Origin of the sequence: Nocardioides sp. NBC_00850, assembly GCF_045207335.1 — a bacterium.
Classification (GTDB): Bacteria; Actinomycetota; Actinomycetes; order Propionibacteriales; family Nocardioidaceae; genus Nocardioides.
In genome coordinates, this window is sequence record NZ_CP108845.1 from 3,282,363 (window position 1) to 3,297,957 (window position 15,595).

The following is a 15,595-nucleotide window of genomic DNA, read 5'->3' on the forward strand; positions in this document are numbered from 1 at the left end:
TGACTGATGGAGAACTTCGAACTTCTCATGGGTGGGCTCGAGTCCGCCCTGACCCCGATGAACCTGCTCTACGCCGCCATCGGCGTGCTGCTGGGCACCTTCGTCGGCGTGCTGCCCGGTATCGGGCCGGCGATGGCCATCGCGCTGTTGCTGCCGGTGACGTACCGGCTCGAGCCGACCAGCGCGTTCATCATGTTCGCCGGCCTCTACTACGGCGGCATGTACGGCGGCTCCACCACATCGATCCTGCTGAACACACCGGGGGAGTCCGCCTCGGTGATGACGGCGCTGGAGGGCAACCGGATGGCCAGAGCGGGGCGTGGCGCGCAGGCGCTGGCCACCGCCGCGGTCGGCTCGTTCGTCGCCGGCACCATCGGCACCATCCTGGTGGCGTTCTTCTCGCCGGCCCTGGCCGACGTGGCCGTCAACCTGGGTGCGCCCTCGTACTTCGCGCTGATGGTCCTGGCCCTGGTCATGACCACGACGGTGCTCGGCACCTCGGCCCTGCGCGGCTTCGCCGCGCTGTTCCTCGGCCTGACGATCGGCCTGGTCGGTCTCGACCTCAACACCGGCCAGCCGCGGCTCACCTTCGGTGTGACCCAGCTCGTCGACCGGCTCGACATCGTGGTCGTCGCGGTCGGCATCTTCGCCCTCGGCGAGGCCCTGTGGGTGGCCGCCCACCTGCGCCGACGCCCGGCGCACGTGGTGCCGGTCGGCCGGCCCTGGATGGGACGCGACGACTGGGGCCGCTCCTGGAAGCCGTGGCTGCGCGGCACCGCCTTCGGGTTCCCGTTCGGCGCGCTCCCTGCCGGCGGCGCCGAGATCCCGACATTCCTCTCGTACCTGACCGAGCGGAAGCTCTCCAAGCGCGGCGACTTCGGCCGTGGCGCGATCGAGGGCGTCGCCGGGCCGGAGGCGGCCAACAACGCCTCGGCCGCCGGGATGTTCGTGCCGATGCTGGCTCTCGGTCTGCCGGTGACCGCCACCGCCGCGGTGATGCTCTCCGCGCTCCAGGGCTACGGCATCACCCCGGGCCCGCAGCTGATGACCGACCACGCCGACCTGGTGTGGACGCTGCTGGCCAGCCTGCTGATCGGCAACACCCTGCTGCTGGTGCTCAACCTGCCGCTGGCGCCGCTGTGGGCCCGGCTGCTGCGGATCCCGCGCCCGCAGCTCTACGCAGGCATCCTGTTCTTCGCCTGCCTGGGTGCGTACGCCACCAACCTGGACCCGTTCGACATCGCGCTGCTGGTCGCCTTCGGTCTGCTCGGGCTGATGATGCGCCGCTTCGGTCTGCCCGTGCTGCCGCTGATCCTGGGTGTCATCCTGGGGCCGCTGATGGAGACCAAGCTGCGTGAGGCGCTGACGATCTCGGGCGGTGACTACGGTGTGTTGCTGAGCGAGCCGCTCGCGGTGGTCATCTACATCCTGATCGCGTTGTTCATCCTCGGCCGGCCGATCATCTCCCGGGTACGGGCACGGGCCGAGCAGTCGGCCGACGTCGAGGACGAGAAGGAGAAGGTGTTGTGATGAGTGAGACTCCCGCAGGTGGCTGGGTGGTCGTGGCGTGGGCGCCCGACGTCTACGGCTCGGTCGCGCTGGACTGGGCGCTCGCCGACGCCGAGCGTCGCGACCGCGGCGTCGTGGTCGTCAACGCCTCCCGGGGCGACGCCCTGGTCGATGACCGCTACGCGCTCGACGAGCAGGTCGCCGAGCTCGAACGCCGGCTCACCGAGTCGGGCCGGCCGCACGAGATCCGGCAGTCCATCGACCCGGACGTCGCCGGCGCCGTCCTCGACGCCGCCGAGCAGCTCGACGCCAAGCTGGTCGTGGTCGGTCTGCGGCGGCGTACGCCGGTCGGCAAGCTGCTGATGGGCAGCGTCGCGCAGCGGATCCTGCTCGGCGCGTCCTGCCCGGTCCTCTCCGTGAAGCCGGGCTCTGTGCCCGAGTGATCGACGCCGGTCCGGCGCGAGGGTTCGGTCTCCGGGGCGTGTGCCCGTCATACTTCACGGTGATGAGCACTGCCACCGAACCCTCCGCCGAGACCGCGCCGACCGACCAGCAGGCTGACCAGCCACTCGTGTCCGTCGCCATGGTGACCCTCGGGTGCACCCGCAACGAGGTGGACTCCGAGGAGCTCGCCGGCCGGCTGACGGCGGGAGGCTTCCGGCTGGTCGCCGACCCGGACGAGGCCGACACCGTGGTCGTCAACACCTGCGGCTTCGTCGAGCAGGCGAAGAAGGACTCGGTCGACACGCTGCTCGAGGCCGCCGACCTCAAGGAGACGGGCAAGGCGCAGGCCGTCGTCGCGGTCGGCTGCATGGCCGAGCGCTACGGCAAGGACCTGGCCGCCGAGCTCCCCGAGGCCGACGCGGTGCTCGGTTTCGACGACTACCCCGACATCGCCGCCAAGCTCCGCTCCATCCTCAGCGGCGAGGCCCACCACCCGCACACGCCCCAGGACCGGCGCCTGCTGCTCCCGATCTCTCCGGTCGAGCGCGACGCCTCCGCCATCTCGGTCCCCGGCATGGCCACCGTCGACCAGGTGCCCGGTTTCGCGGGACGTACTCGCCTCGATGACGCCCCGTGGGCGCCGCTGAAGCTGGCGAGCGGCTGCGACCGGCGCTGCACCTTCTGCGCGATCCCGCAGTTCCGCGGCTCGTTCGTGTCGCGGCGCCCCTCCGACGTGCTCCACGAGGGCCAGTGGCTGGCCCAGCAGGGCGTCAAGGAGCTCTTCCTGGTCTCGGAGAACTCCACCTCCTACGGCAAGGACCTCGGCGACATCCGGCTGCTCGAGACGCTCCTGCCGGAGCTGGCCGCCATCGACGGCATCGAGCGCGTACGCGTCTCCTACCTGCAGCCCGCCGAGACCCGGCCCGACCTGCTGAAGGTCATCGCCACCACGCCGGGCGTGACGCCCTACTTCGACCTGAGCTTCCAGCACGCCTCCAACGCCGTGCTGCGGCGGATGAAGCGGTTCGGCGACCCGGAGAGCTTCCTGGGCCTGCTCGAGCAGATCCGCGGCTACGCGCCCGAGGCCGGGGTGCGGTCCAACGTCATCGTCGGCTTCCCCGGTGAGACCGAGGAGGACCTCGAGATCCTGACCGACTTCCTGGTCGCCGCGCGCATGGACGTCACCGGCGTCTTCGGCTACTCCGACGAGGAGGGCACCGAGGCCGCCGGTTTCGACGACTCGCTCAAGCTGGACGCCGACGAGATCCGCGCCCGCGTCGAGCACGTCAACGAGCTCGTCGAGGAGCTCACCGCCCAGCGCGCCGAGGAGCGGATCGGCGAGCAGGTCGTCGTGCTCGTCGAGGAGGTCGAGGACGGCGAGATCCTCGGCCGGGCCGCCCACCAGGGGCCCGAGGTCGACGGGATGACCTCCCTCGAAGGAGACATCGAGGGCGTACGTCCGGGTGATCTCGTGAACGCGACCGTCATCGCCTCCGAAGGCGTTGACCTGGTCGCGTCGGTGAACGGTTAAGGTGCAGCCCGTGAACGAGCGCCAGCGAGCGAACCATGAAGTCATCACGCAGCCGCGTCCGTATTCTGGCGCTTGCGCTACGGAGGTGGCTGCGTGAACGCCGAGAATGCCGACGCTGTCGTGAAGACGAGCAACTGGAACGTACCCAACGCGCTGACCACGCTGCGGATCCTCGCGGTGCCGTTCTTCGCGTGGGCGCTGCTGGCCGACGGCGGCGACAACCCGACGCTGCGCTGGGTCTCCTTCGTGATCTTCGTGCTGGCGATGATCACCGACAAGATCGACGGTGACCTGGCCCGCAAGCACAACCTGATCACCGACTTCGGCAAGATCGCCGACCCGATCGCCGACAAGGCGGTCACCGGGATGGCCTTCATCGGCCTCTCGATCGTTGGCGACATCTGGTGGTGGGTGACCATCATCGTGCTGCTGCGCGAGTGGAGCGTCACGCTGCTGCGCCTCTCGGTGCTCAAGAAGATCGTGATCGCCGCCGACCAGCTCGGCAAGATCAAGACCACGGTTCAGGCGGTCGCCCTCGGCGGCCTGCTGCTTCCGCTGCCGCACGGTTCGGCCCACGGCGGTGCCTTCGGCGACGCCCTGGTCTGGGAGCTGCTCTTCTACGCCTTCCAGATCTGCCTCGCGGTCGCGGTCGCGCTGACGATGTGGTCGGGCGCCCAGTTCTTCCACGGCGTCTGGAAGCAGCGCGCCGCGCTCCACTCCTCGTAGTTCTCCAATTTCGGGTAGTTGTAACTCCGTTACCGGACGTTCATCCAAGATCCCCGCCGCGAGGGCGTACGCCGCGTTATGGTCGCGTGGTTTCGGTCGGTGCTGAATCGGGCAGACCGCCCATCGCCTTCTACTTCCATGCGGGGAGTCATCCATGTTCTCAGCACGTCAGGTGCTCGGTTCGGTGGTCGGCCTGACGGCCGCCGTCGCCGGCCTCGGAGCGGTCGCCATCCCGACCGCGCGCGCCGCCACGACGGCCGAGGCCGTCACCATCGCCGACATCCAGGGCACCGGCACCGCCAGCCCGCTCGTCGGTGAGACCGTCACGACCAGCGGCATCGTCACCGCCGCCTACCCCTCGGGCGGCTTCTTCGGCTTCTACCTCCAGACCCCGGGCACGGGCGGGTCGCTCGACCTCGGGTCCCACGACGCCTCCGACGCGGTCTTCGTCTACCAGCCCCGCTCGGCAGGTGCCGTCACGGTCGAGCCGGGTGACGCGGTGACCGTGACCGGTGCGGTGACCGAGTACGCCGGGCTGACCGAGATCTCGGTGCCTACGGCCGCCGACATCGTCACCGACGGCACCGGGTCGATCGACCCGGTCGTGTCGCAGTGGCCGGCGACCGCCGCCCAGAAGGAGTCGCTGGAGGGCATGCTCTTCGCGCCCCAGGGCGACGTCACGGTGAGCAACACCTACGGGGTCGAGAACTTCGGCGAGCTCGGTCTCGCCCAGGGCGACCACCCGCTGCTCCAGCCGACCGAGGTGGCCCGTCCCGGGTCGGCCGAGGCCGAGGCCGTCGAGGCCGACAACGCCGCTCGCGGGATCGTGCTCGACGACGGCTCCTCGACCACGCTGCGCCCGCCGACGAGCCGGACGATCCCCTACGTCTCCAACGCCGCGCCCGTCGTGGTCGGTGCCTCCGTCGACTTCCGCGGCCCGGTGATCCTCTCCGAGGGCGGCTCGCCCTCGGCGCCGACCTACCGCTTCCAGCCGACCCAGGTCGCGACCGCCGATCCGGCGTCGTGGCCGGCCGACTTCGAAGACGTACGCACCGACGCCCCCGACGAGCGCAAGATCGGCCGCCGTGCCGACGTGAGGATCGCCTCCTTCAACGTGCTCAACTACTTCACCACGCTCGGCGACGCCAACGACGACAACGTCGGTGACGGTGGCTGCACCGCCTTCAAGGACCGTGCCGGCGACGGCAACAACGTCAGCGGCGGTTGCGACCAGCGCGGTGCCTGGGACCCGGCCGACTTCGGTCGCCAGCAGTCGAAGATCGTCTCGGCGATCAACGCGCTCGACGCCGATGTCGTCGGTCTGATGGAGATCGAGAACTCCGCCCGCCTTGGCGAGACCCCGGACGAGGCGACCAACTCGCTGGTCGCCGCGCTCAACGCGGCCGCCGGGCGCAAGATCTGGACGGCCAACCCGTCCTCGGCCGAGCTCCCCGACGCGTCCGGCGCCGACGTGATCACCAACGCGATCATCTACAAGCGCTCGGCCGTACGCCGCATCGGTGAGGCCCGCGCGCTGGGCGACCAGAGCGGCGACGACCAGGCCTTCGGCAACGCCCGCGAGCCCATCGGCCAGATCTTCAAGCCCGCCGACGGCGGCGCGCCGTTCTTCTTCGTGGTCAACCACTTCAAGTCGAAGGGCTCGCCCGGCCCGTGGCCGGGCGACGGCGACACCGGCGACGGCCAGGGCGCCTCCAACGAGTCGCGGGTCCGCCAGGCCACCGCGCTGGTCTCCTGGGTCTCCTCGATCCGTTCCCAGACCGGGGTCGCCGACGTCGCGCTCGCCGGCGACTTCAACTCCTACACCCAGGAGGACCCGATGCAGGTCCTCTACCAGGCCGGCTACGCCGACTCCGAGACGCTCAGCGGCAACGACGAGTACAGCTACTCCTTCTCGGGTCTCGCCGGATCGCTCGACCACGTGCTCCTCAACCGGCACGCCCAGCGCCGCTTCACCGGCTCGGACATCTGGGGGATCAACTCTGGTGAGTCCCTGCTGATGGAGTACAGCCGCTACAACTACACCGGTGCCGACCTGCACACCGACTCGCCGTTCCGCTCCTCGGACCACGACCCGGTCGTGGTCGGGCTCCAGCGCAACGCCGGCTGACCGGGCTCGGGGCCCCGCGAGCGGGGCCCCGAGCCCGGTCGCTTGAGGAAGAATTTGCTCGGGCACTGACCTAAATCGGTTAAGGTCCTTCGCGAACCCCATTCTCGCGAGGGAGACGTGCCATGCGTAAGCGTTCGAGAACAACCGTCACGATCACGGCTTGGCTCACGGCGGCCCTGGCGGCCACGGCCACGATGTCGCCCCTGGGGCCGGCCTCGGCCAGCGCCGACACGGCGCCGACGAGCGCAGCGGCACACCCGCTCCCGACGATCTCACCGACGCCGCGGTCTGTGGCCCGGGCAGGTTCGGACGTGCCGGTTCCCGAACGGGTCGAGCTCGTCGTCGGCGACGACACCGACGCCCCGGCTCAGGAGCTGACCAGCCGGTTGTTGCGTGAGCACGGAGCGACGCGTCTGGACGTGGTCACCGACGTCACCGGCACGGCGCCGCTGACGGTGCTGCTCGGGTCGGCGGAGCGCAGCGACGTACGTCATGGGCTCGGTGACGTCGAGGTCCCAGCCGATGCCGAGGGCTACGCGGTCCTGGCCGACGCCTCCTCGGGCGGCGCCGGCACGGTGACGCTGGCCGGGCGCGACGGGGCGGGCCAGTTCTACGCCGCCCAGACGCTGCGCCAGCTCTTCGTGGCGGCCGCCGACGATTGGAAGATCGCGGGCGCTGAGGTGAGCGACGCCCCGAGGATGCCGCTGCGCGGGAGCATCGAGGGCTTCTACGGCAAGCCGTGGACCCACGCCGAGCGTCTCGACCAGCTGGGCTTCTACGGGCGGGTCAAGGCCAACACCTACATCTACGCTCCCAAGGACGACCCCTACCACCGCGAGCGCTGGCGGGAGCCGTACCCGGCCGAGAAGCTGGCCGAGCTGCGCGAGCTCGTGGCTGCGGCCACCGCGAACCACGTCCGGTTCACCTTCGCACTCTCGCCCGGCAACACCGTCTGCTACACCGGCACGAGCGATCGGGCGGCGCTGACGGAGAAGTTCCAGGCGATGTACGACATCGGGGTCCGAGCCTTCTCGCTGCCGCTGGACGACATCGCGCTCTCGTTCAACTGTGCGGAGGACACCGCGGCGTACGGGGAGGCGACCCAGGCCAGCGTCGGTCGTGCCCAGGCCGAGCTGCTGAGCTGGCTGCAGGAGTCGTTCGTCGCGACCCACGACGGGGTCCAGCCGCTGCAGACGGTGCCGACGCAGTACGGCGACCTGACCGAGACGCCCTACAAGCAGGCCTGGCGCGAGCATCTCGCCCCTGAGGTCGAGGTGATGTGGACCGGCACGGACGTGGTGCCCCCGGCGATCACCGTCGACCAGGCCTCGGCGGCCCGCGAGCTCTTCGGCCGCAAGGTGTTCGTCTGGGACAACTACCCGGTCAACGACTTCGGGCAGACCGCAGGCCGGCTGCTCCTCGGCCCGTACGCCCATCGCGAACCGGGTCTCTCCGGGCATCTTGCCGGCATCGTGTCGAACCCGATGAACCAGGCGTACGCCAGCAAGCCGGTCGTCTTCACGATGATGGACTTCGCCTGGAACGACATCGGCTGGGACCGGGTGACCTCCGCACGCCAGGCCGCACGCGACCTCGCCGGTGGCGATCCGCGGGTGACCGAGGCGGTGGAGATGTTCGTCGACCTCAATCACGCGGCTCCGACCTTCGGGCCGGACCTGTGGCTTCCGCAGTCACCCGAGCTCGCCGCGCGCATCGATGCCTTCTGGGAGACGTGGACGGCTCGCCCGCAGAGCGCGATCAAGGGCCTGCGACCCACGGCGCGGCTGATGGCCTCCACCCCCGAGACCATCAGGGCCGGGGTCGAGGACGGGTTCGTCGCCGACGCGGACCGGCATCTGCAGGCCACCGACCTGTGGGCGAAGGCGATGGGTGAGGCGCTCGCGGTGCTCGACGCCGTACGCCGCGACGACAAGGGCGCCGCCGCGGCCGCGCGGTCGCGGATGGAGGCGTTGGCCGAGGAGGCCTCGCAGATTCGCTCCGAGCCTGGCAAGAACCGGGTCGAGGGTCTGGTCATGATCGGTGACGGCGTGCTGGACGCCTTCATCGAGGACGTCGCCGCTGAACACGACTCCTGGCTGGGCCTGCCGCCACTGCGCAACATCTCCGAGGGCAAGGCGGCCACCCAGATCTCGGACTGGTCCTCGAGCTACGGCGCAGATAAGGCGGTCAACGGCAGCACCTCCGACTTCAGCACCACCTCCGGTAGCGAGGCGCAGCCATGGTGGCAGGTCGACCTCGGTGCGTCCTTCTCGCTCGAGACGGTCAAGATCTACAACCGGCTGGACTGCTGCGCCGAACGCCTCCGCGACTACCACGTCCTGGTCTCGGACTCGCCGTTTCCTGCCACCCTGGCCCAGGCGCAGGCCGACCCCGCGGTGACCTCGCACCAGGAGACGGCCCAGGCCGGGCGACCGACGAACATCGAGCTGCCCGCGAAGGGGAGGTACGTCAGGGTCTGGCTGTCCTCGCCGACCCCGACCGAGCTCAACATGGCCGAGGTCCAGGTCCTCGGCCGCGCTCGATGATGTCGATACTGTCTGTGGCATGAATCGAGTCGAGGAGCTCAACGGCGCTCTGCAGGAGGCCGGTGCCACCGTGGCGACCGCCGAGTCCCTGACCGCCGGCCGCCTGGCCGCGCTGCTCACCGACCCTCCTGGCGCCTCGAAGACGTTTCGCGGGGGTTTCGTGACGTACGCGACGGAGCTGAAGCACACCCTGCTGGGTGTCCCCGTCTCGGTGATCGAGACTGTCGGGGTGGTCTCCGCGGAGTGCGCGGCGGCGATGGCCGCAGGGGCGCGGGAACGGTCGGGGGCGACGTACGGAATCTCGACCACGGGCGTGGCCGGGCCGGAGGAGCAGGAGGGAAAGCCCGTCGGGACGGTGTATGTGGGCGTTTCCGGTCCGCACGGTGAAACAACGACGTGTCTCGGTCTGTCGGGCTCGCGCATGGAGATCCAGCGTGATACGTGTTTGTTCGCTGTTGATGAACTACTCGGACTACTTCGGCGGGAACATCGAAGGGTCAGGTAGCGTTGGAGCAAGACGTCACCCAGATGTCGGTGACTTGTGAACTGTAGGAGGCTGACCGCAATGGTGCTCTTCCGTCGACTTCTCGGCGAGGTGCTTCGTGCCCAGCGGCTGGAGCGTGGGATGACCCTGCGCGAGGTCTCCGCGCAGGCGCGAGTCAGTCTCGGCTACATCTCCGAGGTCGAGCGTGGCCAGAAGGAAGCCTCCTCCGAGCTCCTCGCCTCGCTCTGCAGCGCCCTCGACGTCGCTCTCTCCGACGTCCTTCGCGACGTCTCCCACGCGGTCGCCGCCGAAGAGGCCACCATCCTCCGGATGCCGGTCCGCGCCGCGGCCGACGCCGCCGCGGCTTGATTCTCTCCCCAATCTGGGGGAGTTTTCGTCACCCGTGTCTCAACACGGATCGTTCCGTCTCCTTGCCGATGTGAGCCCACCACGGGCTCGCGCATTCATGGGGAGATGGTGCGATGACCATGGCAGTCGAGAACGAGCTTCCAGACCTGACGGTGCCGTCACCGGGTCTCGAGGGCGACGTGGATTCCCCCGACCTGCTCGAGGCCGAGCTCTTCGGGCTGGAGGAGACCCTGAACATCCTTCGCGACGAGTTCACCTCGGTCGCTCCCGGCGAGCGGACGCATGTCGCCCGCCACATGCGTGACACCCGCGTCCGGATCGCCCAGATCCGGTTGCGTCTGCTGCACGGGCGCTAGGCCTGGCAGCTCGCGCAGTAGTAGGCCGGGCGCTCCTTGCCCGGAGGGCCGACCCGGGCGACGGTCACGGTGCCGCCGCAGCGTCGGCATGCCCGGCGGCCATAGACCCACATCTGCCGGGAGAGTGACCAGTCGGCCTGCATCAGGTCGCGGGTGCGCTGGAGGATGCGGGGGAGCTTGTCGCCGGCATCCGCGACCGTACGCAGCGGGTTGATCCCGGCGATGAAGCAGGTCTCGGCGGCGTAGATCGTGCCGATCCCGGCGAGGTTGGTCTGGTCGCGCAGCGCGTCGAAGAGTGGCCGTTCGGGTTGCCGGGCGAGGCGCTCGACGGCTGCGTCGGGGTCCCAGTCGTCGGCGAGGATGTCCGGGCCGAGGTGGGCGACCAGTCGCTCCTCCTGGTCGCGGGGGACGAGCTCGACGATGCCGAGGAGGAAGCCGACCGCCTCGGTCTTCTCGGTGCGGAGGACCACGCGTGCCTGGAAACCGGGCTTCGGCCAGCGCCGGCCCGCCTCGAATACCCGCCAGGATCCCTCCATCTTCAAGTGGGTGTGCAGCGTCCATTCGCCGGTGCGGTGGTCGATCCGGGTCAGCAGGTGCTTGCCGCGGGTCAGCGTCCCGCGCACGGTGCCACCGGACAGGTCCGCCGTGGCCAGCTGCGGCACCCGGAAGTCCGTACGCGTGAGCACCTGCCCCGCCAGCCCCTTGTCCAGCCTGCGGGCGGTCCGGAGCACCGCGTCACCCTCGGGCACGCGCTCACCTGCTCGGCGAGGTCAGGCGCAGGCCGCGCGGAGTGGCGACGAAGCCGGCGTACTGAAGCGCCTGGCGCAGCGGGGTGTCTCCCGAGCCGAGCAGCGGGGCGCCGTCCGCCTTCTCGACGGTGAGCCGTCCCAGCGCGCCTCTCCGGACGGCTTCGGCGAGCGCCTCGGCGCCGGGCTCGAGAAGGTTGGGGTCCTCGGACCAGGTCAGCAGGGTGCGGCCGCCACGCTCGACGTACATCGCCAGCTCGCCGTCGACCAGCACCACGATCGCGCCCGCCTTGCGGCCGGGCCGGTGGCCCTCCTCCGCGACCGGCCACGGGAGGGCCGCGCCGTAGGGATTGGCAGGGTCGGTCGCGGCGAGCGCGAGGGCGACCGGCTTGTCGGCCGGCTCGACCCGCGAGAACGTACGCAGCCGATCGACCGAGCCCGCGGTGCCGAACTGGGCCGCGCCCAGGCCCTCGACGAAGTAGCCCCGGCGGGCCCGGCCGGAGTCCTCGAACGCGCTGAGCACCTTGTAGACGGCGGCGAACCCTCCGGGGGTGCGCTCGGACTGCACCGCCCCACGGGTGACCACACCGTGGCGGTCCAGGAGTCGCTCGGCGGCCGCGTGGGCGCGCTTGGTCGGATCGGGATCGGGCTCGGGCAGGATCGTCCATCGCCCGGCCGTCTCCGGTAGACCGGCCCGGGCCGGCATCCGCGCACCGCCGGTGTAGCGCCCGCCGCGGGCGCGCGGTGGTGGCCGGCGGGAGCGGTGCGACGGCGTGCCGGAACGGGTCAGCGCGCGCAGCGGCAGCAGGGTGTCGTTGCTGACCCGCCCCGACCAGACCAGATCCCACAGCGCCGCGCTCAGGTCGGCGTCGCTCGGGGTCTTCTCGCTGTCGGCCACCAGCGTCCGGGCGAGCTGGTGGAAGAACCAGGCGCCGCCGGGCGCCAGGGCCTCGAGGAGCCGCCCGGCGAGCGGTCCTGGCGGCATCTCGGCGGGCGATGGCAGGGTCAGCTCGGCGGTGTCCGCCGGGTGCAGTGAGACCCAGCCGTCGGTGCCGGGCAGGGTGCCGTGGCCGGCCCAGAGCACCTCGCCGCCGGAGGTCAGCTCGTCGAGGAAAGCGGGCTCGTAGTCGACCACCCGGGCCGGCAGGATCAGGCTCTCCAGCGCGCTGGCCGGGACCGGGCAGCCGGCGAGCTGGTCGACCACGCTCAGCACCCCGTCGACCCCGCGCAGCGCGCCCTTGCGTACGGATGTCTTCTGCCACGCCGGCAGGAACCTGCCCAGCGCTGCCGGCTCGACGGGCTCGACCTCCTTGCGCAGCCGGGCCAGCGAGCGTCGGCGCAGCATCCGGAGCACGTCGGCGTCACACCACTCCAGCCCGCTTCCACCGGGCCGGAACTCCCCGTCGAGCACCCGCCCGCGCGCCGAGAGGCGCGCCAGGGTGTGCCGGACGACCGCCTCGCCCAGCCCCAGCCGCGAGGCCACGTCGGCGGCCGTGAACGGACCGTGTGAGCGCGCGTACCGAGACACCAGGTCGCCGACCGGGTCTTCGACGGGCTCGGTGAACGCCGACGGTACGCCCGGAGGAACCGCCACCCCCAGCCCGTCCCTGAGCCTGGCCACATCCTCGACCACCGCCCACCGAGCCTCCCCGGCAACCCGCACCTCGACCACCCGCCGCGTCGTAGCGAGATCTGCGAGCAAGTCAGGGACCCCACTGCCCTCGCTGGTCGAGCCGGATTCGTGAGGAACGAGCGAATCCGTGTCGAGACCAACACGGTCCCGGTCGGCGCTCGGATCGACTGTGTTGGTCTCGGCACGCTCGCTCTCCCTCGGGGTCTGAACGGAGTGGCCCCGACCAGCGGGGTGCTCGGTGCGGGCGGTGATCTCCTCGAGGGTCAGCGGGCCGATGGTGCGGATGACGTCGGTGATGCCTTCGGCGCCTCGGGCCCGTCGGCCGGGGGCGAGGCGCTGGAGCTCGGACTCGACCTCGGCGAGGACCTCGGGGTCGAGGAGCTCGCGGAGCTCGGCGCGGCCGAGCAGCTCGGCGAGGAGGCCCTGGTCGAGGGTGAGGGCGGCGGCGCGGCGCTCGGCGAGTGGCGAGTCGCCCTCGTAGAGGAACTGGGCGACGTAGCCGAAGAGGAGCGACTGGGCGTAGGGCGAGGGGGTCGGGGTGGCGACGTCGACGATCGAGATCTCGCGGCGCTCGATGCGGCGCAGGAGGCCGACGAGGGAAGGGAGGTCATAGACGTCGCGGAGGCACTCGCGTACGGCCTCGAGAATGATCGGGAAGCTCGGGTATTGCGAGGCGACCTCGAGCAGGGCGGCGGAGCGCTGGCGCTGCTGCCACAGCGGCGAGCGGCGGCCGGGGTCGCGGCGGGGCAGGAGCAGGGCCCGCGCCGCGCACTCGCGGAAGCGGCTGGCGAACAGCGCCGACCCGCCTACCTCGGTGGTGACCAGGTCCTCGATCTCGTCGGGCTCGAAGACGATGATCTCGCCGGTCGGCGCCTCGGCATCGGTGTCGGGCAGCCGGATCACGATGCCGTCGTCGCTGTCGATCGCCTGCCCGTCGACGCCGTATCGCTCCCGGATCCGCGCGTTGATCGCCAGCGCCCACGGTGCGTGGACCGGGCGGCCGTAGGGGGAGTGGACCACCAGTCGCCAGTCGCCCAGCTCGTCGCGGAAGCGCTCGACGACGATGTGGCTGTCGGAGGGGAGGACGTTGGTCGCCTCGGCCTGTTCGTGCAGGTAGGTGATCAGATTGGCGGCGGCGTAGGCGTCCAGGCCGTCCTCCTGCGCTCGCGCCTCGGCCTTCTTCGCAGGCAGCGCGGCGAGCTCGCGGGTGTAGGCGCCGACGGCCTCGCCGAGCTCCGCGGGCCGGCCGAGCGAGTCGCCCTTCCAGAACGGCAGGCGTCCCGGGATGCCTGGAGCGGGGGTCACCAGCACCCGGTCGTGAGTGATGTCCTCGATCCGCCAGCTCGTCGCGCCGAGGGCGAAGACGTCGCCGACCCGGGACTCGTAGACCATCTCCTCGTCGAGCTCGCCGACGCGCCTTCCGGTGCCTTCGCCGACGAGGTAGACGCCGAAGAGCCCGCGGTCGGGGATGGTGCCACCGCTGGTGACGGCCAACCGCTGCGCTCCCGGACGCCCGGTCACGGTCCCGGCGACCCGGTCCCACACGATGCGCGGCCGCAGCTCGGCGAACTCCTCGCTCGGATAGCGCCCGGCGAGCAGGTCGAGAGTGGCGTCATAGGCGGAGCGGGGGAGGGTGGCGTACGACGCCGTCCTCCTGACCAGCGTGAACAGCTCGTCGACGTCCCAGGTGTCCAGCGCCGTGGCGGCGACGATCTGCTGGGCGAGTACGTCGAGAGGGTTGGCCGGGAGGCTCATCGACTCGATCAGGCCCTGCCGCATCCGCTGCACGCTGACCGCGGTCTGGGCGAGGTCGCCGCGATGCTTCGGGAAGAGCACGCCGCGCGACACCTCGCCGACCTGGTGGCCGGCTCGCCCGACGCGCTGAAGTGCGGAGGCGACGCTCGGCGGCGACTCGATCTGGACGACGAGGTCGACCGCACCCATGTCGATGCCGAGCTCGAGGCTGGAGGTCGCGACCACCGCCGGCAGCCGGCCGGACTTGAGGTCGTCCTCGATCAGGGCGCGCTGCTCCTTCGACACGCTGCCGTGGTGAGCCTTCGCGATCACCTGAGCCGCGCCGTGCGACTGCCCCGACTGCGCCATCACCTGGGCGGGCGGCGGCCCGGCCTGGAAGACCCGGTCGGAGGCGATCTCGTTGAGCCGCGCGGTCAGCCGCTCCGCGATCCGGCGCGAGTTGGCGAAGACGATGGTGGAGCGGTGGGCAGTGACGAGGTCGGCGACGTGCTCCTCGACGTGGGGCCAGATCGAGGAGGCCCGCTGCGGGTCCTCGTCCTCCTCCTCGCCATAGGCGCTCGGCGCGGTCATGTCCTCGACCGGCACGACGACGCTGAGGTCCCAGCGCTTCTCGGCGGGTGGCGCGACGATCTCGACGGGCTGGGCGCCGCCGAGGTAGCGCGCGACCTCCTCCAGCGGTCGTACGGTCGCGGAGAGCCCGATCCGCTGCGCAGGCTTGTCCAGGAGCGCGTCGAGGCGCTCCAGGGTCAGCGCCAGGTGGGAGCCGCGCTTGGTCGCCGCGACCGCGTGGACCTCGTCGACGATCACCGTCTCGACGCTGCGCAGCGTCTCGCGGGCCTGGCTGGTGAGCATCAGGAAGAGCGACTCGGGCGTGGTGATCAGGATGTCCGGGGGAGTGGTGGTCAGCTTGCGCCGGTCGGCCGCGGTCGTGTCGCCGGACCGCACCCCGACGCGCACCTCGGGCGCCTCCACGCCCAGCCTCTCGGCGGTCTGCCGGATCCCCACCAGGGGGCTGCGCAGGTTGCGCTCGACGTCCACGCCGAGCGCCTTGAGCGGGGAGATGTAGAGCACCCGGCACCGCTGCTTCTTCTCGGGCACCGGCTCGCTCAGCAGCTTGTCGATCGACCACAGGAACGCGCTCAGCGTCTTCCCCGACCCGGTGGGCGCCACCACCAGCGCGTTGCGCCCCGCCCCGATCGCCTCCCAGGCACCGGCCTGAGCCGCGGTCGGCGCCGCGAAGGCAGCCGCGAACCACGTACGTGTCGGGTCGCTGAACTGCGCCAACGACTGGGATGTATCGCTGAAGCGGAGCCCGAAGCCATCTGGTTGGCTCATGGGGACAAACCTAGTCGCGACCACCGACACTCA

At 70.9% G+C, this 15,595-nt stretch carries 11 protein-coding genes; 9 read left to right on the forward strand and 2 right to left on the reverse strand.

The window, feature by feature from the left end; genetic code table 11:
• Positions 1 to 6 precede the first annotated feature (6 nt).
• From OH802_RS15925 to OH802_RS15965, 9 genes are all read left to right on the forward strand, one after another.
• Positions 7 to 1,530 (forward strand): tripartite tricarboxylate transporter permease, encoded by a 1,524-nt coding sequence (locus OH802_RS15925; RefSeq protein WP_406019997.1) that lies wholly within the window; start codon positions 7 to 9, stop codon positions 1,528 to 1,530.
• Positions 1,530 to 1,952 carry a universal stress protein gene (locus tag OH802_RS15930; RefSeq protein WP_406019999.1) on the forward strand — a complete coding sequence of 141 codons (423 nt, stop codon included), beginning with the start codon at positions 1,530 to 1,532 and terminating at the stop codon, positions 1,950 to 1,952. The genes OH802_RS15925 and OH802_RS15930 overlap by 1 nt, the downstream gene beginning before the upstream one ends.
• A gap of 128 nt (positions 1,953 to 2,080) precedes the next feature.
• Positions 2,081 to 3,484, forward strand: a complete 1,404-nt coding sequence (gene rimO / locus OH802_RS15935) for a 30S ribosomal protein S12 methylthiotransferase RimO (protein ID WP_406029315.1) — start codon at positions 2,081 to 2,083, stop codon at positions 3,482 to 3,484.
• Between the two features lie 93 nt (positions 3,485 to 3,577).
• Positions 3,578 to 4,210 carry a CDP-diacylglycerol--glycerol-3-phosphate 3-phosphatidyltransferase gene (pgsA, locus tag OH802_RS15940; protein WP_406020001.1) on the forward strand — a complete coding sequence of 211 codons (633 nt, stop codon included), beginning with the start codon at positions 3,578 to 3,580 and terminating at the stop codon, positions 4,208 to 4,210.
• Positions 4,211 to 4,364: 154 nt separating this feature from the next.
• Positions 4,365 to 6,338 (forward strand): ExeM/NucH family extracellular endonuclease, encoded by a 1,974-nt coding sequence (locus OH802_RS15945; protein WP_406020003.1) that lies wholly within the window; start codon positions 4,365 to 4,367, stop codon positions 6,336 to 6,338.
• Positions 6,339 to 6,460: 122 nt separating this feature from the next.
• On the forward strand, positions 6,461 to 8,884 hold the full coding sequence (locus OH802_RS15950; RefSeq protein ID WP_406020005.1) for a beta-N-acetylglucosaminidase domain-containing protein: 2,424 nt from the start codon (positions 6,461 to 6,463) through the stop codon (positions 8,882 to 8,884).
• 19 nt (positions 8,885 to 8,903) lie between these two features.
• A complete protein-coding gene (locus OH802_RS15955; protein WP_406020007.1) occupies positions 8,904 to 9,389 on the forward strand; it encodes a CinA family protein in 486 nt (161 codons plus the stop codon).
• Positions 9,390 to 9,449: 60 nt separating this feature from the next.
• Entirely contained in the window at positions 9,450 to 9,737 is a 288-nt protein-coding gene (locus tag OH802_RS15960; protein WP_406020009.1) for a helix-turn-helix domain-containing protein, read from the forward strand.
• 113 nt (positions 9,738 to 9,850) lie between these two features.
• The gene (locus OH802_RS15965) at positions 9,851 to 10,093 is read left to right on the forward strand and encodes a hypothetical protein (protein WP_406020011.1); all 243 of its coding nucleotides are present in this window, start codon (positions 9,851 to 9,853) and stop codon (positions 10,091 to 10,093) included.
• Here OH802_RS15965 and OH802_RS15970 read toward each other — a convergent pair.
• Positions 10,090 to 10,842: a DNA-formamidopyrimidine glycosylase family protein gene (locus tag OH802_RS15970; RefSeq protein WP_406020013.1), complete on the reverse strand. Its 753-nt coding sequence runs from the start codon at positions 10,840 to 10,842 to the stop codon at positions 10,090 to 10,092. The two genes, OH802_RS15965 and OH802_RS15970, sit on opposite strands and share 4 nt — an antisense overlap.
• 4 nt (positions 10,843 to 10,846) lie before the next feature.
• Complete coding sequence (locus OH802_RS15975; RefSeq protein ID WP_406020015.1) at positions 10,847 to 15,562, reverse strand: DEAD/DEAH box helicase; 4,716 nt, start codon at positions 15,560 to 15,562, stop codon at positions 10,847 to 10,849.
• Positions 15,563 to 15,595: the final 33 nt, after the last annotated feature.

Bases quoted from the DNA above. Each gene is read 5' to 3' on its own strand.
- OH802_RS15925 (WP_406019997.1), top strand. From the start codon at position 7: ATGGAGAACTTCGAACTTCTCATGGGTGGGCTCGAGTCCGCCCTGACC.
- OH802_RS15930 (WP_406019999.1), top strand. From the start codon at position 1,530: ATGAGTGAGACTCCCGCAGGTGGCTGGGTGGTCGTGGCGTGGGCGCCC.
- OH802_RS15945 (WP_406020003.1), top strand. From the start codon at position 4,365: ATGTTCTCAGCACGTCAGGTGCTCGGTTCGGTGGTCGGCCTGACGGCC.
- OH802_RS15950 (WP_406020005.1), top strand. From the start codon at position 6,461: ATGCGTAAGCGTTCGAGAACAACCGTCACGATCACGGCTTGGCTCACG.
- OH802_RS15955 (WP_406020007.1), top strand. From the start codon at position 8,904: ATGAATCGAGTCGAGGAGCTCAACGGCGCTCTGCAGGAGGCCGGTGCC.
- OH802_RS15960 (WP_406020009.1), top strand. From the start codon at position 9,450: ATGGTGCTCTTCCGTCGACTTCTCGGCGAGGTGCTTCGTGCCCAGCGG.
- OH802_RS15965 (WP_406020011.1), top strand. From the start codon at position 9,851: ATGACCATGGCAGTCGAGAACGAGCTTCCAGACCTGACGGTGCCGTCA.
- OH802_RS15975 (WP_406020015.1), bottom strand. From the start codon at position 15,562: ATGAGCCAACCAGATGGCTTCGGGCTCCGCTTCAGCGATACATCCCAG.